At 65.9% G+C, this 21,972-nt stretch carries 20 protein-coding genes; 4 read left to right on the top strand and 16 right to left on the bottom strand.

Annotated features, from left to right (window positions below; genetic code table 11):
- Positions 1 to 11 precede the first annotated feature (11 nt).
- On the bottom strand, positions 12 to 1,193 hold the full coding sequence (locus GORHZ_RS22225) for a CaiB/BaiF CoA transferase family protein (protein ID WP_006337180.1): 1,182 nt from the start codon (positions 1,191 to 1,193) through the stop codon (positions 12 to 14).
- 80 nt (positions 1,194 to 1,273) lie between these two features.
- Between GORHZ_RS22225 and GORHZ_RS22220 the strand changes: the two genes are divergently transcribed.
- Positions 1,274 to 2,089: a Fic family protein gene (locus tag GORHZ_RS22220; protein WP_006337178.1), complete on the top strand. Its 816-nt coding sequence runs from the start codon at positions 1,274 to 1,276 to the stop codon at positions 2,087 to 2,089.
- 293 nt (positions 2,090 to 2,382) lie between these two features.
- On the opposite strand, the gene GORHZ_RS22215 is transcribed toward GORHZ_RS22220, so the two are convergent.
- The 13 genes from GORHZ_RS22215 to GORHZ_RS22155 all read right to left on the bottom strand — a co-directional run bounded on the left by GORHZ_RS22215 (position 2,383) and on the right by GORHZ_RS22155 (position 17,558).
- Positions 2,383 to 3,813: an MmgE/PrpD family protein gene (locus GORHZ_RS22215; RefSeq protein ID WP_040532997.1), complete on the bottom strand. Its 1,431-nt coding sequence runs from the start codon at positions 3,811 to 3,813 to the stop codon at positions 2,383 to 2,385.
- 45 nt (positions 3,814 to 3,858) lie between these two features.
- Positions 3,859 to 5,322, bottom strand: a complete 1,464-nt coding sequence (locus GORHZ_RS22210; protein ID WP_006337175.1) for an aldehyde dehydrogenase family protein — start codon at positions 5,320 to 5,322, stop codon at positions 3,859 to 3,861.
- Between the two features lie 23 nt (positions 5,323 to 5,345).
- Positions 5,346 to 6,113 (bottom strand): SDR family NAD(P)-dependent oxidoreductase, encoded by a 768-nt coding sequence (locus tag GORHZ_RS22205; RefSeq protein ID WP_006337173.1) that lies wholly within the window; start codon positions 6,111 to 6,113, stop codon positions 5,346 to 5,348.
- A 14-nt stretch (positions 6,114 to 6,127) separates the two neighbouring features.
- The gene (locus tag GORHZ_RS22200; RefSeq protein WP_006337171.1) at positions 6,128 to 6,388 is read right to left on the bottom strand and encodes a hypothetical protein; all 261 of its coding nucleotides are present in this window, start codon (positions 6,386 to 6,388) and stop codon (positions 6,128 to 6,130) included.
- Between the two features lie 15 nt (positions 6,389 to 6,403).
- Positions 6,404 to 8,335 carry a hydantoinase B/oxoprolinase family protein gene (locus tag GORHZ_RS22195; RefSeq protein ID WP_006337169.1) on the bottom strand — a complete coding sequence of 644 codons (1,932 nt, stop codon included), beginning with the start codon at positions 8,333 to 8,335 and terminating at the stop codon, positions 6,404 to 6,406.
- On the bottom strand, positions 8,332 to 10,410 hold the full coding sequence (locus GORHZ_RS22190) for a hydantoinase/oxoprolinase family protein (protein ID WP_006337167.1): 2,079 nt from the start codon (positions 10,408 to 10,410) through the stop codon (positions 8,332 to 8,334). Before GORHZ_RS22190 ends, GORHZ_RS22195 begins: the two co-directional genes overlap by 4 nt.
- A 137-nt stretch (positions 10,411 to 10,547) precedes the next feature.
- Positions 10,548 to 11,588, bottom strand: a complete 1,041-nt coding sequence (locus GORHZ_RS22185) for a LuxR C-terminal-related transcriptional regulator (protein ID WP_006337160.1) — start codon at positions 11,586 to 11,588, stop codon at positions 10,548 to 10,550.
- A gap of 36 nt (positions 11,589 to 11,624) precedes the next feature.
- Entirely contained in the window at positions 11,625 to 13,013 is a 1,389-nt protein-coding gene (locus GORHZ_RS22180) for an MmgE/PrpD family protein (protein ID WP_006337157.1), read from the bottom strand.
- 32 nt (positions 13,014 to 13,045) lie between these two features.
- Positions 13,046 to 14,512 (bottom strand): aldehyde dehydrogenase, encoded by a 1,467-nt coding sequence (locus tag GORHZ_RS22175; protein ID WP_006337155.1) that lies wholly within the window; start codon positions 14,510 to 14,512, stop codon positions 13,046 to 13,048.
- A 57-nt stretch (positions 14,513 to 14,569) separates the two neighbouring features.
- Positions 14,570 to 15,640: a zinc-dependent alcohol dehydrogenase family protein gene (locus GORHZ_RS22170; protein ID WP_006337153.1), complete on the bottom strand. Its 1,071-nt coding sequence runs from the start codon at positions 15,638 to 15,640 to the stop codon at positions 14,570 to 14,572.
- A 28-nt stretch (positions 15,641 to 15,668) separates the two neighbouring features.
- A complete protein-coding gene (locus GORHZ_RS22165) occupies positions 15,669 to 16,202 on the bottom strand; it encodes a cupin domain-containing protein (RefSeq protein ID WP_006337151.1) in 534 nt (177 codons plus the stop codon).
- Between the two features lie 215 nt (positions 16,203 to 16,417).
- Positions 16,418 to 16,792: a DUF2255 family protein gene (locus GORHZ_RS22160; RefSeq protein WP_006337149.1), complete on the bottom strand. Its 375-nt coding sequence runs from the start codon at positions 16,790 to 16,792 to the stop codon at positions 16,418 to 16,420.
- A gap of 52 nt (positions 16,793 to 16,844) precedes the next feature.
- Entirely contained in the window at positions 16,845 to 17,558 is a 714-nt protein-coding gene (locus GORHZ_RS22155; RefSeq protein ID WP_006337147.1) for a nitroreductase, read from the bottom strand.
- A gap of 63 nt (positions 17,559 to 17,621) precedes the next feature.
- Here GORHZ_RS22155 and GORHZ_RS22150 point away from each other — a divergent pair, with 63 nt between their 5' ends.
- Genes GORHZ_RS22150 through GORHZ_RS22145 form a run of 3 tightly spaced genes read left to right on the top strand, consistent with a single transcriptional unit; the run spans position 17,622 to position 20,073 of the window.
- A complete protein-coding gene (locus GORHZ_RS22150) occupies positions 17,622 to 18,446 on the top strand; it encodes an IclR family transcriptional regulator (RefSeq protein ID WP_006337134.1) in 825 nt (274 codons plus the stop codon).
- Positions 18,447 to 18,501: 55 nt separating this feature from the next.
- Positions 18,502 to 18,654 (top strand): SDR family oxidoreductase, encoded by a 153-nt coding sequence (locus GORHZ_RS30285; protein ID WP_083877404.1) that lies wholly within the window; start codon positions 18,502 to 18,504, stop codon positions 18,652 to 18,654.
- A gap of 18 nt (positions 18,655 to 18,672) precedes the next feature.
- Entirely contained in the window at positions 18,673 to 20,073 is a 1,401-nt protein-coding gene (locus tag GORHZ_RS22145) for an MmgE/PrpD family protein (protein WP_006337122.1), read from the top strand.
- 529 nt (positions 20,074 to 20,602) lie between these two features.
- On the opposite strand, the gene GORHZ_RS22140 is transcribed toward GORHZ_RS22145, so the two are convergent.
- Positions 20,603 to 20,926 (bottom strand): carboxymuconolactone decarboxylase family protein, encoded by a 324-nt coding sequence (locus GORHZ_RS22140; RefSeq protein WP_006337121.1) that lies wholly within the window; start codon positions 20,924 to 20,926, stop codon positions 20,603 to 20,605.
- Positions 20,923 to 21,837, bottom strand: coding sequence for an alpha/beta hydrolase (locus GORHZ_RS22135; protein ID WP_006337114.1), 915 nt, complete (start codon positions 21,835 to 21,837; stop codon positions 20,923 to 20,925). The genes GORHZ_RS22140 and GORHZ_RS22135 overlap by 4 nt, the downstream gene beginning before the upstream one ends.
- Positions 21,838 to 21,972 lie beyond the last annotated feature (135 nt).

Raw genomic sequence — 21,972 nt, 5'->3', positions numbered from 1 at the left:
CTTCGGCAGGATCAGGATTGCGAGCTGTCGTCGTCGAGCACGCCGGATGCGACGAGTTCGTCGATGGTCTCCTCGGAGTAGACCTCGCGGGCGACGTCGCGGCTGTCCGCGCCGACCCGCGGTGCCCGCGGATTACGCTCGGGCCGTTCCCCGTCGAAGCGCCAGGGCGGCCGCATCAGTGCCAGGCCGTCGGGCTGGACGTCGGCCAGTTCCAGCCATTTCACCTGCTCGCTCTCGAGGTAGCCGGTGACGGTGAGGACCGGAGCGAACGGTACGTCGTGTTCGGTGAGCCGCTTCTCCCACTCGGCGTATGAACGGGTGGCAAACTCTGCTTCGACGATCTTGACGAGCTCGAAGTAGTTGGCCTCACGCGGCCGGTAGATCGCGAACCGAGGGTCCTCGGTCAGATCCGGCCGCTCCATCGCGACACACAAGGCGTGCCAGAACTTCTGCGACGACGACAGGTGCACGGCCATGAACTCTCCGGTGGAGGTCTCCACGCAGAAGTTCTGCGCCTGTGGGTGCCGGCTCTGCCGGTCGGGGTCCTTGCCGAGTTCGAAGGCCTGGGTGATCGAGTCGGTCGTCAACGTGCTGACCGCCTCCATGATCGAGGTCTGCACATGCTGACTCTCGCCGGTCTTCAGGCGTCCGACGAGCGCGGCGAGCACGCCGGTCGCGGTCGAGAGTCCGGTCACCAGATCGGCGGACAGACCACCGGCGAGCTGCGGATGCCCGGCGTCGCCGAAGATCGAGTACAGGCCGCCGAAGGCATGGCCGATGGTGTCGTAGGCGGGACGATTCGCCAGGGGGCCACCCTCACCGAACCCGGTGACCGAGCCGTAGACGATGTCGGGACGCAGCGCCCGGCAATCCTCCAAACCCAGGCCGAGGGCATCGGCCTTGCCGGGCCGCAGGTTCTCCAGCACGACGTCGAAGTGCGGGATCAGCGCCTTCACCAGAGCAACGCCCTCGGGCTTCTTCAGGTCCACCGCGAGGCTGCGCTTGCCGGCGTTGTACTGCCGGAAGTAGGGGCTCTGGTCGTTCTGCAGCCGACGAAAGTCCTCGCCCACCTCGGGCTTCTCCACCTTGACGACCTCGGCTCCCAGCGAGCAGAGCATCGAGGTGCCGAACGGGAGCGCGATGTATCCACCGATCTCAAGGATGCGAATCCCGTCGAGTGGCTTGTGCTGCATGTTCAACTCCTGTGTGTTATGACCTCGGTCACTGAAGAATATATTATCTATAATCGATTGGCAAGAGTGCTGCTCGAGCTATGGCCGAGCATGCGCGGACGATCACGACCGACGACATCGTGGACCTCCAACACATCATCGAGCCTCGACTGGAACGGGGGCTTCGGCGGGAGCAGAACTGGGGCGGCGGACCTGGCTGGTCGCCGTTGCGAGCGGCCTTCGTCCCGCCGCCGGAGACCGAGGTGCCGCGTCTGGTGGGTGACCTGGCGCGCTTTGTCACGGACACCCGCGGAAACCCGGTGGTCAGGGCGGCGATCGCGCACGCACAATTCGAAACGATCCATCCATTTATCGATGGCAATGGCCGAACCGGGCGCGCGCTGATCCATACGATCCTGCGCAGGGCCGACGTGTTGCGGAACGTTCTCATCCCGATCAGCGCCGTCTTCGCCGACGACACCGACTCCTACATCGCCGGACTCACCGCCTACCGCGCCGACCCGCCGGCGCTCGATGACTGGGTGATCGGATTCGCCCGTGCCGTCGAGAAAGCTGCGGGCAGTGCGGTGAAGCTCGCCGACGATGTCACTGATCTCGACCGCGAGATCTATGACCGGCTGGTAGCGTACCGCCGCGGACGCCGCGTCAATCCTGCGGCGCCACGACGCGATGCCGTCCTGTTGCGCATTCTCGACACGCTCGCCTCCGATCCGGTGCTCACCGCCGAGTCTGTCAGCGCGCAATTATCCGCGTCACCCCAGGCCGCCCACCGAGCGCTCACCGAACTCGCGAATGCCGGCGTACTCGGACGCACGAAGGATCAGCGCGGCAGACCTATCTGCTGGACGGCGGACTGTCATCTCGCACTCGTCGCCGTCACCGAACGCGGCAAGTAAGGACTCCCGCCGACAGCAACATGTTTCGCGTCACAGCAACATGTTTGGCGCCGACACCACTCTCCCCGGGAGGAGTTACCCGGTACTCACCGGCACTCCGAGTTGTGACGATTGACTACGAACATGAGTTTCGGGACGGCTGGCCGAGTCAGCGTTTCGAATCCGGAGTGTCCTACAAACGGTCGTATTCGAGACGCTCCCCAGCCGAGCGCCTTCGCCGTCATCATCGAAACCATGATCCTCCGGAGCGCTCCGCTCAAGGGAGAATGACACCTCATAGCAGCATTCGATGACTACGAGCGGATCGCCGCCACGCGCATCCGCCCGAGAACTACGCTGACGTCGTCGACCTGCTCGAGATCGAAGACCGCGTCGATGACGTGGTCGATGTCGTCGTCGGCCAGCATTCCATCGACGTTGTGTCGGAACTTCGCGATCAACTCCTCGTCGGTCATGTACGTGTCAGGGTTCGGCGAGAGGACCCCCTTCGGGTACTGGCGCTCGCCCACGAACGACTGTCCGTGCGCTCGGAGTTCGAGGCGGGTGGTGCGGGCCGACGGATCGGCGGCGAGCGCCTCGGCGAAGTCGGGATGGGCGTGGAAGGTCGATCGCGCCATCAGGTCCAGTACCGAGCGATCGTGGATGGCGTCCATGGTCTGCCACCCCTTGCCGGGCGGCAGCCGATGCGCGGCGAGCGCCAGACCGTGGGTCATCGAGAATTGCGCATCGCGCGGGTTTCGGATGTCCTCGTTGACCCACACCGGTTGCATCACAAAACTTTCGCCCCAGGCATCGATCGACTCGATCTCGCCGGGTCTGATGTCGTGCTCGGTCACGATCTCGATCAGCGCATCGAACAGGCCGTGCATCACGCGGCAATGCGGGTAGGGCTTGAACGCCTGATATTGCGGGAACGTCCACTGCTCCCCCAGCTCCGCGGTGATCGGTGCCGGCTCCCACCGTGCGGTGCCGATGAAGCGGGGAAAGCCGAACTCCCGATCGTCGAGAATGGCGCGGTCTCCGGTGTGGCCCAACTCTGCCATCGCCGCGGCGGTGACCGTGGACAGCGCCATGGCGCCGGGGAGCTGGTACTTGATGGTGGTCGACGGGGCGTGCATCATCCAGGCTCGCTGTGTGTTCGTCGGCATGGTCGACCCCATGATGCCCAGCGCATCGGCCATCGTCTCCGTCAAGAACCCCTTGACCACACCGTTCGCCGCAGCCCCGCCGAACAGCGTGCTGCTGTAGCCGATGATTTTTGGAATGGTCACGACACCATCGCGGATGTCGCGTAGATAATCCGTCGCCTGACCGATGCGATAGGACATCTCGTGCGCCACCGCGATCGCGGTGAGCAGTCGCGCACCCGACGCGCCGAGTGCCTCGGCATTGGCCAGGGCGCCGGGCAGGACATACGGCGTGACGTGACCGGGAGGCAGCACCGCGTCCTGGTCGAGCCCATTGATCAACTCCGCGTTCGCGAATGCGGCGCCGCCGACCGACGACGTACGGCCCGTACCCAGAATCGTCGCCGGCCCGTTCTCGCCACCGAGTTGAACGCCGTACTCGACACCGCGCTGCGAGGCCGCGTCCTCAAGGGACGCCACGGCACACCCAAGGGAATCGAGAAGAACTCGCTTCGATTCCGCAACCACACTGTCCGGCAACGCCTCCAATCGTATGTTCGCGGCGAACTCGGCCAGTCGCTCAACGATGGTCGACATACCCACAACCCTTTCCGTTTATGAATTCAACCTGGCCGCAACAGATCACAGCGGCCACTGCACGTATTTGACCTCGAAGAACTCGCGGAAGCCCTCCTCGCCGCCCTCGCGGCCGATACCGCTGTGGCCGGGGCCGCCCCACGGTGCGTCGGCACGCATCCCGCCGCCACCGTTGATGGTCACGGTGCCCGACCGCAGTCGCCGACCGAAGTTGATGGCGTCCGGCGTCGGCCCCCAGACGTTGGCGTTGAGGGCGTATCGGACGTCGTTGGCCAGCCGTACCGTCTCGTCGAGATCGGTGTACGGCATGATGACGCCGACCGGTGCGAACAGTTCTTCTTGCGCCACTTCAGCGGCGTTGGGTACGCCCGTGACCAGGGTCGCCTCGAGGAAGTAGCCGTCGTCGAGACCCGTGGGTCGGCCGCCGCCAACCGGTAGGCGGGCACCCGCGGCAACGGCCCGCGACAACACCCCCTCGACGCGGTCCCGGTGCTCACCGGTGATCAACGGCCCGAGCACTGTATCGGGTTCGAACGGATCGCCGACCGTGAGGGTCTGCAGGAACTCCGCTGATCGTTCGATGTATTCGTCCAGGTCCTGCTGTGGGACAAAGGTTCTCGTGGTAGCCCCGCACGCCTGTCCACTGTTGCGCGTGAAGCGCAGCGCCGACGCGGGGACGGCCTTGGTCATGTCAGTGCCGGGCAGCACGATGTTGGGTGACTTGCCGCCCAGTTCGAGGACGACCTTGGTGAGGTTGGGTGCCGCGAGCTCGAGGATCTTGCTGCCGACCCCGGGAGATCCGGTGAACGTCACCATGTCGACGTCCGGCGATCCGGCGACGCCGGCGGTCACGTCCGGTGGGCCGTACACGAAATTGACCGCACCCCTGGGGAAGCCTGCCTCTTCGAACAGTTTGACCACCGCGGCGGTCAGCAATACCGACCGCGGCGAGCTGACGAGCACCGTCGAGCAGCCGGCCGCCAGCGCGCCACCGAGCTTGTACGCGCACATCATGACGGGCACGTTGTAGGCGACGATGGCGGCGACCACTCCGATCGGTTCGCGCACCAGCATGCCGCTGGTGGTGATCGGGTCGTGGTGTAGCGGCATCGGTTGTTCCAGGCCGTCCCGCGGTCCACGGATGGCGGCGTCGGCGAACCACCGGAAGAAGGTGCCGGGCAGGTCGACGTGCAGGGTGGGGCCGGTCGATATCGGTGTTCCCAGCTCTGCTGCGGCCAACCGGACGAGCGAATCACGGTTCTTCTCCAGCAGATCGGCGAATCGGTGGAGAAGTCGGCCTCGGTCGGCGGACGACAGTCGGCTCCATTCGCCGCCGTCGAAGGCACGGCGTGCCGATGTGACCGCCGCCTCGACCTGCGCCGGGTCAGCCGACGGCGACTCCGCGATCACGGCGGAGGTGCTGGGGCTGACGGTGACGACGGGCTCGCCGGCGCCCGCCACCCACCGTCCGTCGATGAAACATTCCGCGGGGGCATGTGTTGTGGTCATGGTTGATCCTCCTCGGTGGTGTGTCAGCCGGCCAGGTAGCCGCCGTCGACGACGAACTCGCCGCCGCTGGCGTAGGAGGCACGATCGGAGAGCAGCCAGCACGCCATCTGCGCGATGTCGTCGGGTTGGGCGAGTCGTCCGGCCGGGATTCGCGTGTACAGCGAGTCCCCCAGCAGCCGCTTGGCCTCGGCCATCAGTGCGGTGTCGGTGTAGCCGGGGCACACGGCGTAGATCCGGATGGCCGGACCGTATTCGAGCGCAGCGGTTTTGGTGAGTCCGATGACGCCGTGCTTTCCTGCCGAGTACCCAGCGGTCCGCTTGAAGCCGGTGAGGCCGGCCAGGGACGCGGTGTTGACGATCGCACCGCCGCCCTGGGCTTCCATCTGCGACAGTTCGGCGCGCAGACACAGCCAGGTGGCCTTCAGGTTGACGGCGATGGCGAGATCGAACTTGTGTTCGTCCCACTCACCGACGCGCCGGTCACCCTGGCCGATCTGGCCACCGCTGACGCCGGCGTTGTTGAATGCGCCGTCGAGTCGACCGTAGTGGTCGACGGCCGCGGCGACCAGCGCGTCGACGTCGGCCCGCACGGTCAGGTCGGCGGCGACGCCGATCACGTTCCCGCCTTGTGCGCGAACGTGATCGACGGTGTCGGCCAATCCGTCGGCGGACAGATCGGAGAGCAGTAGGCTCGCGCCTTCGGCGGCCGCGAGGGTCGCGGTGGCCCGGCCGATGCCACCGGCCGCGCCGGTGATGAGCACGACCTTGTCGTCGAGCAATGTGGTTGACATGGGCGATACCTTCCTCAGCCGACGCGGGATGCCGGCCAGTCGTGCGCCGGTGACCGCCAGGCGGGCCAATTGTCTTCGGGCTCCGGGCGAGTCACCGATGCGTGGTGAAAGCACTGCTGGCACTTGATGACCATGCGCGGCCCCAGGTAGTTGGCCACCGGGTGACGGGCGAGATCGGTTGCCCCACATGCCTCGCAGGTGCCGTCGACGGGGGTCTTCACGACGTACACGCGGTCGGTGTCGGGGCGGGGGAACAGGAGTCGGTCGACTGCCATGGGATTGCCTTTCGTTCAGATGGTCCAGGTATGGGGGATCGCCACGGGTATTTCCCATGTGCCCGAGGCACGTTCGGCGGCGAGGCGGGCGCGTTCGAGTGTCGTGGCGTCGACATCGACAGCGCCGTCGACGATCACGACGCCGTAGGCCAGACGGGCGTGCTCGACGGTCACGAGTCCGGACCGGACGTCGGCGGTCACCCGGTCGACGTCGCGCTGTAGCGGGTCGCCCCAGCCGCCGCCTCCGCCGATGAGGAAGCGGATCGCGTCGCCGGCCTTGACCAGCATGTTGGAGAACTTGCCGGTGCGGTAGCGTGCTCCGCGGCCGAACTCGCCGTGGACCGGGTCGGGGCGGCCCTGTTCGTCGAACATGCCGAAGAGTGGTTCGGCGCCGTGCAGATTCAGCGGATCGCCATGATGGGCGAGGTCGAAATCCGGGATGTACCACCCGTAGGCCGGTGCACCGGCACCACCGCCCTTCGCGCCCGGCGCACCGCGACGGAGCCGATCGGCGACGACGGTGATCAGCGTGTCCGATTCGGCGAGAATCGAATACACCGAGCCGAGGCCGCCGCGGAACTCACCGGCTCCGGCGGTGTCGGCGACGATCTCGTGTTGCACCACGACGAGCGGACTCTCGATCTCGACGTGTTCCTGCACCGAGGTCCGGCAGTTGCCGATCGGCGTGACGCAGAACGAGACGCCGTCCTCCTTCCACGTTCCGCCCCAGCCGCCACCGCCGAGTCCGTATGCGCCCCAGGGAGTTCCCTCGTGTCCGGGACGCGAGTCGATTCCGCTGAATCCGACGTAGAGTGCGGTTCCGGTGTCGGGAGCGAACGATTCCTCGGTGGCCTGGCTCAGTGCCTGGGTGACGACGTTGATCGCCCGCGGCCCGATGTCGGCGTGGCTGGAGCAGCTCGACGGCGGTAGCACCTGCACCACACTGCCGGCGGGCAGCAGCACGTCGATCGGGCGCAGGGTGCCGCTGTTGACCGGCGTCGACGGGTCGACCATCAGTTTGACGGCCTCGATGCACCGTCCCGCTTCGCACCATGCGGTGCCGCAGTTGCCGAGTGGCTGTCGTCCGGAACCGGAGAAGTCGATCTCCATCGAGTCACCGCGGACCCGGACGGTGACGTGGACCGGGATCTGTTCGTCGGTGACGCCGTCCTCGTCGAGGAAGTCCTCGGCGGTGTAGTCGCCGTCGGGGATGGCCGCGATGCCGCGTCGCATGCTCGCCTCGGTGGCGTCGATCGCGTACCGGCCGGCGGCACGCACCTGATCGAGGCCACCACGGCTGATCAGTTCTTGCAGCTGTCGCTCACCGACGACGAGGCAGCCGTGCAGGGCACGCAGGTCGCCGAGGACGAGATGCGGGACCCGGTTGTTCTCCAGCAGGAAGTTGAACGTGGAACGAACTGGGATGTCGTTGGCGTACAACATCGTCGGCGGCAGCTTCAGCTGCTCCTCGAAGTGCGTCTGCGCGCCGTTGGAGAAGCCGCCGGGAATCGGTCCGCCCAGATCCACCAGGTGTGAGGTCGACTGCAGCAGGAATTCCACCCGCCCGTCGACGAACACCGGGCGGAACAGGTTGACGTCGGCCTGGTGCAGCGAGCCGCGCCACGGATCGTTGGTGAAGATGACGTCGCCGGGTTGCATCTGGTCGACATCCCAGTCGTCCATGACGAAGTTCGCGATGTGCGGGGCCACGAAGGCATGCTGCATGCAGCCTTCCCACAGGGCCGCGGCCTCCCATCCTTCGTCGGTGCGCATGTGGATCACCACCGTGCAGTCGAGGATGTCGCGGCAGACCGGCGAGAACGCGCTGCGCATCAGCGAGTCGAGCATTTCGCGTCCGACTTCGATGAGTCCGTAGCGCAGGATGTCGAGTTGCACGTCGGTGGTGGTGTCGTCGGTGCTGATGTCGGGCGGGGTGGTGAGGGTCATTTTGATGCTCCTGTCGCGGGCGATTCGACGATGAGGTTGCCGTCGTCGTCGACATAGGCGTGACGGTCGGGAAGGACGAGGGTGGTGGCGAACTTTTCGGTGACCAGGGCGGGGCCGGCGACGGGTTGGTGTGCACGCATCCGTTCCCGCACGTACACCGGGATCTCGGTGGTCGTGTCGGTGCCCGGCACCATCACGGGTGCGGTGCGCAGCAGCGGGTCGCCGTCCTCGACGGTGGTCGAGATGGCGGACTGTTCCCGCCCGATGATCGCGGTCACCTCGACGGTCGAGACCACGACCGGGATCTCGGTGGCGGCGAATCCGTATGACTCGCGGTAGAAGTCGTGGAAGCGGTCGACCAGTGGTGTCACACCGTCGGCGGTCACCGGCCCCTCGATGGCCAGACGGTTGTCCCATGTCTGGCCCCGGTACATGGCGAAGATCGCCCGTTCAAAGCGGAGTCCACCGACGTCGACACCCTGGTCGATCAGGTCATCGCGGATGCGGTCTTCGAGTTCGACGAACGCCTTCTCGATGGCAGTTGCCTCGGCCGCCGCGAGCGGCGTCATGATCGATTGCGCCCGGGTGACCATCAGGTCGCTGCGAAGCAGGCCCAGCGCGGAGAACTGGCCGGGGCTGCGCGGCACGATGACTCGATCGAGGCCGAGGATCTGCGCGACCCGGTCGGCGAGCATGGGTCCGGCGGACCCGGACGGCTGCAGCGCGAACTCCGACAGGTTGAACCCGCGGTAGACCGAGATGGTGCGGACTTTGGCGGCGATGTCCTGGCACGCGATCTCATACGCCGCCGCCGCGAGCTCGGCGTCGGAGAAGTTCCACTGTTTTCCGCTCTGCGCCAATGCTGTTCGCGCACTCTCGACGTCGAGTCGGATGGCGCCGTTGGCGAACAGGTCGGGCTGGAGGATGCCGAGTGCGGCGCAGGCGTCGGTCAGCGTCGGCTCGGTGCCACCACGCTGGTAGCACACCGGACCGGGGTTCGATCCGGCCGACGCCGGGCCGACCGCGACACTGCCCAGTGCGTTCGGGGCGATGATGCTGCCGGCACCCGATCCGATGCTCTCCACGTCGACGAGCGGCATCGTGAGCGTGAGCCCCGTCTCGAGTGTCCAGGTATCGGTCAACGGAGTCTTGGCATTTCGGATCGCGGCCACGTCGGTGCTGGTGCCGCCGACGTCGATGGTCAGGAGATTCGGGTTGCTGCTCTCGGCCGCGAGTTTGATGCTGCCACTCACTCCGCCGACCGGGCCGGAGACCAGTTGGAACACCGGCGCCTTGGCCGCGTCACGGAAGGTGGCGACGCCCCCGTTCATCATCATGATCCACAACGTGCCGCGGTAGCCGTCGGCGGTCAGTCGGCCCATCAACCGGTCGAGATAGCCGACGACGCTGGGCCCGACATAGGCGTCGAGCGCGACTGTCGCGGTGCGTTCGTGCTCGCGTGTGACCGGATACAGCGCCGAGGTCTGGATGTACGCGCCGGGGATCTCCTCGGCGACGATCTCGGCGGCGCGCTGCTCGTTGGCGGGATTCGCATACGAGTTGACCAAGCAGATCGCCACCGATTCGGCGCCGTCGGCTACCAGTTCCCGCGCGGCGTCACGGACGGCGTGCTCGTCGAGCGCCAGGATCTCGGTGCCGTCGTAGCGTAGACGCTCCGGCACCCCGAATCGCAGCTCGCGCTCCACTATCGGTCGTTCCTGATGGGGACGTCGCCAGGTCGGATCGTAGAAGCGTTCACCGAACTCGCGGTGCATCCGGCCGATGTCGAGCAGGTCGCGATGCCCGCCGGTGGCCAGCAGCGCGGTCCGCTTCCCGGTGCGGCTGAGCAGTGCGTTGATGCCGACGGTGTGTCCGTGCACGATCTCGGCGACGTCGGGGACGTCGACGTCGATGGCCGTCAGCGCGTCGAGGACGCCGACTTCCTGTTCGACGGTCGAGAGGACTTTGCCGTCGCGGACTTCCCCGGTCTCCCGGTTCAGTCCGATGATGTCGGTGAATGTACCCCCGACATCGATGCCGACCACCCAGTCGGCCGGTCGTTCGACCTGTGTCATAGCTGCGCCTTCCTGTGACGGGCAGTTGGGCGATCATGGTGCGTCCCAACCTTTTTGTGTCACAGGTCACTCTGCCGTGCGTCAGTGATGGCGACATCTGCCGCAGGTATGACTTTTGTAAGACCTTCGGCTTCGAGTCAGTGGCGCTGATCGGCCCGCAGCCAGACCGCCACCGCTTCGGCACGATTGGTGACCTCGAGTTTGCGCAGGATGCGGGTGACATGGGTCTTGACGGTGCCCTCGGAGATGACCAGTCGGCGGGCGATCTTGGCGTTGCCGTCACCGTCGGCCATCAACCGCATGATCTGCGCCTCGCGCCGGGTGAGAATCGAGTCGTCATGGCGGCCTGCGGTCACCGAGGCAGCGGCTCTCCGGGCGGGCGCCTGCCATTGCGTCACCCCGTCGAGGTGAGATCGCAAAGCGGCCACCCCGTCGAGCAGCGTGACGCGTGCGAGGCTTTGGCTGACTCCGGCGGCGAAGGTGGACAGCATGGACTGATCCTCGGGCGTGAACGACCGTTTCTGGTGGTAGCAGTCGGCATGCAACAGTCCGACGACCTCACCGTCGACGAGCAGTGGTGCGATCCCGTACGACGACGACTTGGTGACCTCGGCCAATGCCCGGTTGACGCGCGGATTTTCCTGGACGTGGTCGACGAGGGTCGGTGCAACGCTGACGACGGTGTCGTTCTCCACCAGGGTTCGATCGAGCACAGGCGGATCGTCGCGTCCGACGGCGACGATCTCGTCGGCCCAGCGCTGATCGCGGACGACACACATCGTGTGCAGTTGCCATGAGGTGTCGACGGTGGACACCAGTGCGCGATCGAATCCGAGCGCGCATGCAGCGCTGGGCGAGAGCGTCAGCAGTTCGTCGACCGAGCCCGCCGAGGAGACCTCGTCCAGGGCTGCACGGATGCGCGTCAACGCCTGCGACCGGTCGGCCAGCCGGGCTTGCGTCCACGACGACTCGGCTGCTCGGATCCGAGTGAGGAGTCCGAGCATCGCGGCCATCCGGTCCGCATCCGCGCCGACGACGGCGTCGCGCTGAATGCGGCCAGTGATCAGATCCCACAACGCCTCGAGAGGCTGCTCGGTCAGCAGCCTCTCGACGTCGTCGTCCAGCAGATCACCCGCGTCGGCGACGATCCCCAGGATGTCGGAGGGCAGGTCGAGCATCCCACTCTCCCTTCCGCTCCGTCGTGACCCCTGAGTCTAGTTCGCCACGAGCAACGCCACCAGATCCGCAGCCTTTACCGACGGATCGGTGTTCTTGATCGCCGCCAGCAACGCCTCGGTCTGCGCCGCCCCGAGGTTGGTCGTGGCGAGGTCACGGAACTTGGCGTCCGAATCCTCCTGCGACATCGGGTTGGGTGCCGATCCGATCGAGTCCTCGACGAAGATGTGCTCGGTGGACCCGTCGGTGAAGGTCGCGGTGATGTCGGCGACCATCTTGGTGGGATAGTTCCGGTCGAGCTCGGGGGCAACATGGATGCGAAGCCGTTGGGCCAGTTGGGCGATCTCGCCCTCGGGCCCAAGATCCAGGGTGCCCGCCATGTACTGCCGGTGGGTCTCGTAGCCGTTGCCCTTACCCAGCGTCGACAGCGCGAACTGGAACGGAAGGCTGTACTGCAGGTGCTCGATCTGTTGCGGTGCATACGCATTCACGTTGCTGTTGCCGACGACGACGTCGCCGCTCTCCCGGATGCCGAGGTCGACGTGGTCGATGTCCGCGGCGCGAGCACGAAGTTGGCGTGCGCCGTCGATGAAGGCGTGGTTGAACCCGCAGCAGCAGTACGGCTTGAACAGCGGGTCGGCGATCTCGTACGGCTTCGTCAGGGAAAACCGCTCGGCGTCTTCGGGTTTGTGGTCCTTGACGACGAAGGTCTGGAAGAAGCCCTTGGCGCCGGACAGGAATCGGCTCGGTCCGGTGATACCGGCCTCGGCCATCTCCGCGGCGCGGATGCCGTTGCGGGCGCCGATGCCCGAGTGCACGCGTTTGATCGAGCCGCCCGACGAGGTGTACTCGGTGGTGCCGGCGCAGTGGCTGAAGGCGATCGCGAGTGCGTCGACGGTGGTCGGTAGGTCGAAGCCACGCATCTTCGCCACCACGGCGGCGGTGCCGAACGGGGAGAGCACCGCATGCGGATGGAACCCGCGGCGCAGCAGGTCTGGGGAGGCGAGCGTGCCGATGCGGGTGTAGACCTCGTAGCCGGCGACGATGCCCTCGATCACCTCCCGCATGGTGGCGCCCATCTCCTCGCCGACGGCCAGCGCCGCCGAGATGACCGCGCTGCCGGGGTGGCTGAGGCTGGCCGAGTGCGCGTCATCGTACTCGAAGCTGTGGCCGAAGGTCGCGTTGACGAACGCGGCGTCGCCGGCGCTCATCGCCTCACCGGACAGCGCGACCCGTGCGGTACCCGGCGCGTGGGTGCGCCGGGTCAGGTCGGCGACGGCCTGACTCCACGGCAGGGTGGCGCAGCCGACCTGCAGGCCGAGCTGATCCTGCATGAGTCGACGAGTGCCATCGAGCGCTTCGGGGGTCAGCTGGTCGTAGTCGAGGTCAACGACGAGCTTGGCGACGGCTTCTTCGATGGAGGTCATGAAAAGTGTTCTCCTACAAGCTTATGGTGAGGTCAAGAGAGCTTCGCCAGCAGATCGGCCGGCAGTCCGTAGGACTTGAGTTCGACGTACGCGTCGAAGCCCTCAAGTCCGGCTTCGCGACCGATGCCGCTGTGCTTGAAGCCGCCGATCGGCGCGTGGAAGCCGACGCCGCTGCCGTTCAGTTCGACTGTCCCGGTGCGGATATTGCGGGCGAAGGCGAGTGCATGTTCGGGGTCGGCGGTGAATACCGAACCGTTGAGCCCGTATTCGGAGTTGTTGGCGATGTCGATCGCCTCGTTCTCGTCGCCGAAGGTGTGCACGGTCAGTACCGGACCGAACACCTCTTCCTGGGCGATCTTCGCGTTCGGGTCGACATCGGCGAAGATGGTCGGTTCGACGTAGAAACCGCGGTCGAGGCCGGCCGGCCGGCCGCCGCCGACGAGGAGTTTGAGCCCGGCGGCCTTGGCGTCACCGACGTAGTCCTCGACGCGATCGCGTTGTACGGCGCTCGCGACCGGACCGATCTCGGTGGCCGGGTCGAACGGATCGCCCACGGGCATCGAACCGATCATGTCGACGAGCCGGTCGAGCAGTTCGTCGCGACGCGAGGCGGCAACGACGATGCGTGTCTTGTTGCTGCACACCTGACCGGTGTTGCGCAGCGAGAGCGCCCGGATCGACGGAATCGCCAGGTCCAGGTCGGCGTCGTCGAGCAGCACCGCCGCCGACTTGCCACCCAGCTCAAGTGTGCAGCGTCGCAGATCCTCGCCACAGATCGCGCCGATGCGTCGGCCGGCCGCGGTGGAACCGGTGAACGACACCTTGTCGACGCCGCGGTGCCGGACGAGGTACTCGCTGACATCGCGGTCGGCGGGTACCACGTTGACCACACCGTCGGGCAGACCGACCTCGGCGAGCAGATCGGCGAGGAAATAGGCGTCCAGGGGTGTCTGCGGGGTCGGCTTGATGATCATCGTGCAGCCGGCGAGCAGCGCCGGTGCCAGCTTGATCATGGTGATCAGCAGCGGCGCGTTCCACGGCACGACCGCCGCGACCACCCCGACCGGTTCCCGTGTCACCAGGGCGTTGCCGGTGGCCGACCGCCGGATATCGCTCCAGTTGTACTGCGGGGCAAGCTCGATGAAGCTGTCGAGGAGAAGCCGCGGACCGATCGACTGCATCTTGGTGGACAACGTGATGGGGCACCCCATCTCGGCGCTCACCAGTTCGGCGGCGACGTCCTGTTTCTCCTCGAGCTTCGCACTCAGCTTGCGCAGCACCGCGATTCGCTCGTCCAGCGGCATCCGCGGCCACGGCCCCTGGTCGAATGCCGCCCGCGCTGCGGCAACCGCCTTGTCGACGTCTGCGGTGGTGCCCTGCGGCACCCGCGCAATGACCTCCTCGGTCGACGGCGAGATCACCGCGAAGGTCTCGGCGGATTCGGGATCGACCCATTTGCCGCCGATGAACAGCTTGTCGTAGTTGCCTTGCCACACCATGACATTCTCCTTGCCACACACATTGTTTCCGCGTCGCTGCGCCAGCGCCACGGTTCGTCAGAACTCGATGACGGCCTTGCCGCGCGTCTGCTTGTCGAACTCCTTGTAGGCCTGATCGGCATCTTCGATGTTCCAGCGGTCGGTGAATACCGCGTCGACGTCGATGTCGTGCGCGGCGACGAAGCGGGCGCACTCCCCCATCCCCACGTTGGAGAAGGTGTAGGAGCCGATGATCGAGATCTGCTTGATCACGATGTCCGGCGACACGTCGAGGTCGATGTTGCCGCCGAGGCCGACGAGTGCGATCCGGCCCCAGACGCCGAGCGCGCGGGTGGCCGCGGCGCGGGCGACGGGCGCACCAGAGGTTTCGATGGCCACCGACGCGCCCTTGCCACCGGTGATCTCGCGGATCGCCTCGATGGGATCAGAGACGCTGGAGTCGATGACGTGGTGCGCACCGAGTTCCTTGGCGGCGGCCACGCGGTCGGCGGCGATGTCGACGGCGATCACCTCGGCGCCCATGGCGGTGGCGAACTGAATGGTCGACTGCCCGATGGGACCGAGGCCGAACACGGCGACGGTGTCGCGGCCGGTCACATCGGCCCGCTTGAGCGCGCCGAACGCGGTTCCGGTGCCGCAAGCGATGGCGGCGCCGGCCGAGAAGGAGATGCCCTCGGGCATGTGGACCAGAGTGCGGGCCGGCACCACCATGTAGGTGGCGTGGCCACCGTGTGCGGTGGCGCCGTAGATGGTGGCACCCTGTTCACACATCTGCGTCCAGCCGGTGCGGCACAGGTCGCAGTAGCCGCAGCCGTCGTAGTGGAAGACCATGACGCGGTCGCCCGGCGTGAAGCTCTGCGGATTGACGTTCGAGCCGATCTCGGCGACCACACCGCACGGTTCGTGGCCGGCGATGATGGCCGGGTTCTCGTCCATCCCACGCGACGCGAAGTCCTTGAATCCCAGCGCCTTCAGTGCCGCGCCGGGTGGATCGCGGTAGAACTTCAGGTCGCTGCCGCACAGGCCGGAGGCCTTGATCTCGATGACCACGTCGTCGGGTCCGGGTGTCGGGTCGGGAAAGTCGGTGACCTCGAGTTCACGGTCGCCCTTGAAGACCACTCCGCGCATTGCTCTGCTCCTTCTGTCGTGCCCGCGCTCAGCGCGCGCCGCTCACCATGGTCGCGACGAGCGTGACCGGCTTCTCGGTGCGATTGCTCCAGATGTGCTTGACGCCGCGGGTGACGAACGTGTCACCCGGCTTCAGAAGGGTCTCGCCGGTCTCGGTGACCGCATACAGTTCGCCCTCGATGATGGTGACCACGTCGACGGTGTCGGTCTCGTGCCACACCGCGGCCTGCTCATCGCCGGCACCTCCGTGCGAGTCCGAACCGTGGAAAGCGTCCAGCGACGCGGCGTAGGCGTCGGCGTCGAACTCACTGTCCGGCGGGAACACCGCGATCCGGACCACGAGACCACCGTTCGGCGGATCGAGGACCGGTTCGGTGCCGACGGTCGACTCGCTGTTGACCTTGGCCGGCAGGCTGTCGATCTGCCACAGCTCGTTCACGGTGAAGCCCGGCTGTGCGGTGCGGACGACGCTGTCGGAATCGGAGACGATGGTCGACTTGCCGTCGGCGTCGACACCGGAGACGACGATGCGCGACTGGACGGTGAGGTGCTCTCCACTCATGACATTCCTGCTTTCTCGGGATTCTTCGGGTGATCGATGATCTGAGGTTCGAGGGCGCGGATCGCGACCCGTGCTGTTCGCTATGCCACGGGCTGCCGTTCCCTATGACTGCCATCACAGTACTTAATATATTATGCGGAGTCAACGGATGGTCTTGAAATCCTTCGACGGCGATCTGCGATCAGGGTGAAGTTATTGTCAAAGAGACAAGTTCGTCACGATGACAACGCAACAAGACGGACCGTCGATGCTGCGGACGGGACGTCGAGCATGGGTTTCAACGCGCCCGGCTGATTGTGATACTTCGCCCGATAGGCGTCAGCGACCCGGTCGTTGGTCTGCTCGTCGTTCACCTTTTCCAGCGTCGCGTCAGATTCGAGATCGCCGACCTGGACGCGGGCGGTGCCGGCGGTGGCGTGGCGATACCACGCGCCGTCGGCACCGTAGGCCGATCGGATGTAGAGGTCGTCGTCGACGCGAACGACCCAGATGGGAGTCCATTTGCGGAGCGAACCGTCTCGGCGGTAGCTGGTGATGTGCAGCTCTTCGCTGCCGCCGATGCGGTCGAGTTGTTGTGTGTTCCAGGTCATAGAACGAGGCTAACGACGCCAAACCCCGTTAGGGAGTTGCTACGAGTAACCCTCAGTCGACCCAGGTCACCACTTGCTCCAATGGCGCACGCGAGGTGCGGTAGCTGTTGGCCGGATGTGCTTCATCGGCATAGCCAAAGGAGATGCCCACCAATACTTTACGGTCGTCTGGGATCTGGAAGTACTCGCGGAAGAAGTCCGACTGGCCCGCCAGCGCGGCCTGCGGAATGGTCGCGATGCCCAGGCTCCGTGCAACGAGCAGGAAGGTGGCGACGTAGAGACCGGCGTCGACGGCCCCGTAGGTGCCCTGCTCGGCATCTGTGGTGATGAGCGCGACGTGGGGGGCGCCGAAGAATCGGAAATTCTCGAAGGCCTGTCGCGCCGACGCCTCACGATCACCACGCGCCACACCGACCGCCTCGTAGAGTTGCCAGCCGCTCTCCCGCCGGCGGTCGCGATAGACGCCCGTGTACTCCGCAGGGGCGGGGAAGTCGAACGATTGGCCCGGATTGTTGCGCACGTGCTCGCCGAGCGCGGTGCGAAGGCGCTCGGTGGCATCGCCGGAGGTCACGATGACCTGCCACGGCTGGGTGTTGCACCACGAGGCCGACCGTTGCGCAGTGGTCAACAGGCGTTCGATGAGCTCGCGTGGGAGTTGCCGGGATTCGAAGGCCCGGCAACTCCACCGCTCGTCGAGGAGTTGACTAAGCACATCGGCGGCGGGTTCGACCACGGGCGACAAGGCGGTTTCGTTGGTTGCGACCATTCCAAAATAATACATAGTGCATTATCATGCGTCTAGCTTCTGGGTGAAATATGGGCGGTGACGATGACGGCGCGCAACGAATCGATGATCGATCGGGTAATCGACGTCCTCGAGGCCGTCAAGACCTCCGGGAGTCCTCTGACCGCATCGGGGGTGGCACGCGCCACCGGCATTCCCATGCCGTCGACGCACCGGATCGTCAACGACCTCGTCCGCACGGGAATGCTGCAGCGCGACAACGACTTCACGCTCCGGATCGGCATACGCCTGTGGGAGATCACGGCACGCTCGACCCCCGTGCTGACGCTGCGCGACATCGCCCTCCCGTTCCTCGAGGATCTGCTGGCCGTGGTGGGCGAACCCACCTTGTTGTCGGTACTCGATCGCAACGACGTGGTCAACGTGGAGACCCTCACTCCTCGAGGTCCGAGCGCCACCAACGTGACCCAGCCCGGAGTGCGACTGCCGGCACTTGTCTCCTCTCCCGGAATCGTGCTGGTCGCATTCGCCCCGCTCGCGATCCGCGAAGAGATCCTTGACGCCGGCAAGATCACCCGATTCACCGCGCACACCGTCGTCGATCGGGCCGACTTGCGGCGCATCGTCGACGACACCCGACGAGTCGGTCACGCGATCATCCCGCGCTGGATGTACCCCGACTCCACCGGCATCGCCGTGCCCATCCTGCGCGAGGACGGCTCCGCGCTCGCTGCGCTCTCGGTGACCAAGCCGTACGACGTCGGTGTGCCGACGGACCTGCTTCCCGCGTTGCACACCACCGCCCGCGGCATTGCGCGCGCGGTCCGGGCCGGCGCCGCGCGGCACGTCGCCGACCCCGAGGTCGCCCTCCTCAAACAACGTCTTCGCCGCGCAACCGAGGTGAAGTAGTCGCCTTCTCGCTGACCGAGAAACCGGGTACCACAGGCGTGACGGGTACCACACCATAGGGGCAGCGGTCCTCGGCCCGGCCGTTCCGACGGTCGCCTGGATCGAACCCGAGGACATCGCGGGCGCTGTCGCCTATCTCGCGTCCGACGATGCCCGCTACGTCGCCGGCCTCGACCTCCGGGTCGACGCGGGCCGGATCCTGAACTGAGACGAGAAACGACATCCTATGACCGCGTTCACCATTCAGAACTCCGAAGACCCGATGGCAACGCTGTGCCGGATGGCACTGGAGACGACCTACGACGACCTGCCCGACGAAGTCGTTACCCACGCCAAGCACACCCTGCTCGATGCCGTGGGCGTGATGATCGGCGGGTCGGGGATGGATGGCATCCCCGAAATCGTCGAACTGGTAAAGACGAAGGGCGGCGTCGAGCAGACACCGCTGCCGTTCTATGGCGGCCGGGTCCCGGCTGCCGAGGCGGCGCTCGCCATCGGCCCGATGCCGCGCGCCATGGACTGTGGCGACCTGCACGAGGAGGCCGGCCACATCAGCGAGTACATCGTTGCGAGCCTGCTCGCCGCCACCGGACTCAGGGAATCGGTGAGCGGTAGGGAGTTTCTCGCCGCCCTCGTCGTCGGCCAGGAAATCTTGATCCGCATCGGATCGGCCTACAAGGTCATCAGCACTGCGGTGAAGTCGAACGACTGCGGCGGGCACTACATCTTCGGTGCGGTTGCCGCGGTCGGAAAGCTCATCGGACTCACCCAGGACGAACTGGAGAACGCCCTGGGCATCGCCCGCACCATGACCCAGCCGCACACCATGGGCATCTATGCGCCGGCCACCCTGATGGTGCGTGTGCATCACGGGTTGGTGTGCCAGTCGGCGATCACCGCATGCCTTCTCGCACAGAAGGGCATCACCGGTCCCCGGCAGTCGGTGCTGCTGGGCCCCAACGGTTTCCTCCGCACCGCGCAGTGGGAGACCGATCCGGACGCACTGACTCGCGACCTCGGCGAGCAGTGGGAGATGACCCGGATCACCACCAAAGGCTATAGCGCATGCTATTTCTCGCACTCGTCGATCGACGGGATCATCGAGCAGATGCGCGATCATGACTTCAACGCCACCGATATCGAGAAGATTCACATCGAGGTGTCGACGTCGGGGTGGCGCGCGGTATGTGAACCGGTCGATCGCAAGTGGGACCCGCACACGGTGCCCGAGTGCCAGTTCAGCCTCCCCTACGCGGTGGCGACCGCCGCGGTCGACGGCCACGTGTTCCTCGACTCCTACAGCACCGAGTCACGGTCGCGCGACGACGTCCGAGAGCTGATGACCCGGATCACCGCGGAAGAGGTTCCTGCGGTGTCAGATTGGGGTGCACGCGTACACACCACTCTCCGCGACGGTCGGACGATCGATACCGAACACGTCTACGTCAAGGGCCATCCCGACAATCCGTTCAGCGAGCAGGACTTCATCGACAAGTTCCGCATGTGTGTTCCGTATTCGGTGATCCCGCTGAGCATCGAGGTCCAGGAATCGATCGTCAAACACGCTCTCGAACTCGAGCATAGCGGCAACGTCGTCGACGATCTTCTCCTCCCACTCACCCCCTGATCCGGTCCGACGGCGGTGGGTTGCGAGCGAAGCGAGCCCCCACCGCCGTCCTGAGGTGCGAGCGAAGCCGGCCCCCACCGCTCCCTGAGGTGCGAGCGAAGCGAGCCTCGAAGGGTCCTGGTGAGGGAACATAGAGAAGTCACCACGGCCTTCGAGGCTCGTCGCTAGCGCTCCTCGCACCTCAGGCGGCGGAAGGGGAACGCCTCGTGCGCTCCTCACACCTCCGGCGGCGGTTTGGCAGCTCAGACTCCGTGTCCGTGCTGCCGTAGATCGACCGTCGGTAGCATTCGGGCCACCCGAAACAGTTCCAATGTCTAACGGACCGGTCGTAATTCATCGTGACCAACGCTCAGCAGGGCCTGTTCGACAGCGACTGCCAGCGCGCCACTTGTGGCGATACCACGCATATGACCCGATCCCCAACCACTCTCGGCGAGTGGTTGGGGAACCAGCACCTCTCGGCCGTCGTCGGGCGTTCGATGGAAGAGTGCCGGATCTGTCACGAAGAAATCCCTTCTGCGCCAACCGGTCAGTCGCGTGCCGCGATGACCTCCTGCAGGATAACCGCCGCGCTCACCGCGCTGGGCCAGCCCGCGTAGAACGCGAGGTGCGTGACGATCTCGATCAGCTCGGCGACGGAGACCCCGTTGTCGAGTGCGCGATTCAAATGCGAGCGCAGTTGATCCGGACGGTACTGGGTGACCAGTGCGGCGACGGTGATCAGACTGCGATCGCGCGGCGACAACTCCGCGCGCGCCCAGACGTCGCCGAACAGGACCTCGTCGGTGAGATCGGCCAGCTTCGGCGTGATCCCACCGACGAGTCGCTGTGCCGCGGACGGCTGTTCGGTCACTTCGCCGCCAGATGCTCATCGAGGAACGGCTTGATCTCACTGACCGCGCGATCCACGTACTTCGGGACATCGTAGAAGTCCATGTGGGTACCACCATCGACGACGACCAGCTTCTTGGTGCTGTTGAGCTTCGCGTGCAGTTCGGTCGAGTGCCAGAGCGAACCCGCCTCGCTTCCGGCGACCATGATCACCGGCTTGGTGAACAGGTCCTCGACGAGGTTGAACGCATCGAACCCCATGATGCGGGGGATGCTCGCCGACAGCAGATACTTGTTCTGTGCGTTGGGATGCTGGGCACGGGGCGTCAGATAGTAGTCGGCAGCCTGCACGAGGTCGTACGGCGTGTCAGCATCCGGCTCGGCCGGCACGTACGGCGCGATGACCACCTCGGCACCGCCGGCCTCCGCGGTGCGCTGTTGTGCCACCTGGTCGAGCATGGGAACCGCAGCCGAATCCTGGTCCAACCCGAACCAGCCCTGCCGCCACGCCGTTCCGATGTTCAGTGCGCTCACGGTCGCGACCGCGTTGATGCGGTGGTCGGTCAGAGCCGCGTTCACCGCGTACCCGCCGCCAGCGCAGATGCCGACCACCCCGATGCGATCGGCATCGACATAGTCGAGCGACTGCAGATAGTCGACCGCCGCACGCACATCCTCCACCCGGGCGTAGGGGTCTTCGAGGTGATGCGGTTCGCCGCCGCTCTCACCCTGGAACGACGCGTCGAACGCCAGGGTGACGAAACCTTCGTCGGCGAGCTTGCTCGCATACAACCCGGCGGTCTGTTCCTTCACCCCACCGCCGGGATGGACCGTGACCAGTGCCGCGTACTTCTGCTCGGCGTCAAAGTCGGCCGGGAGGAAGAGGGTGCCCGCCATGGTGATCGGGCCGTTGGGAAACGTGACTGCATCCATGTTGGTGCTCCTGAGATCGTGCGAGTGTCCGAGGTTATCGGCTGCCGAAAACCATGTTGCTCGTCTCGGGGTGCGGCCGGCAGATGCTGTTCATAGGGGGTATTGGTGGCCCCTGTCTTGCATCGCCCCACCGCT

The organism is Gordonia rhizosphera NBRC 16068, assembly GCF_000298195.1.
Taxonomy (GTDB): domain Bacteria; phylum Actinomycetota; class Actinomycetes; order Mycobacteriales; family Mycobacteriaceae; genus Gordonia; species Gordonia rhizosphera.
This window is presented reverse-complemented; position numbering and strand designations above follow the sequence as displayed.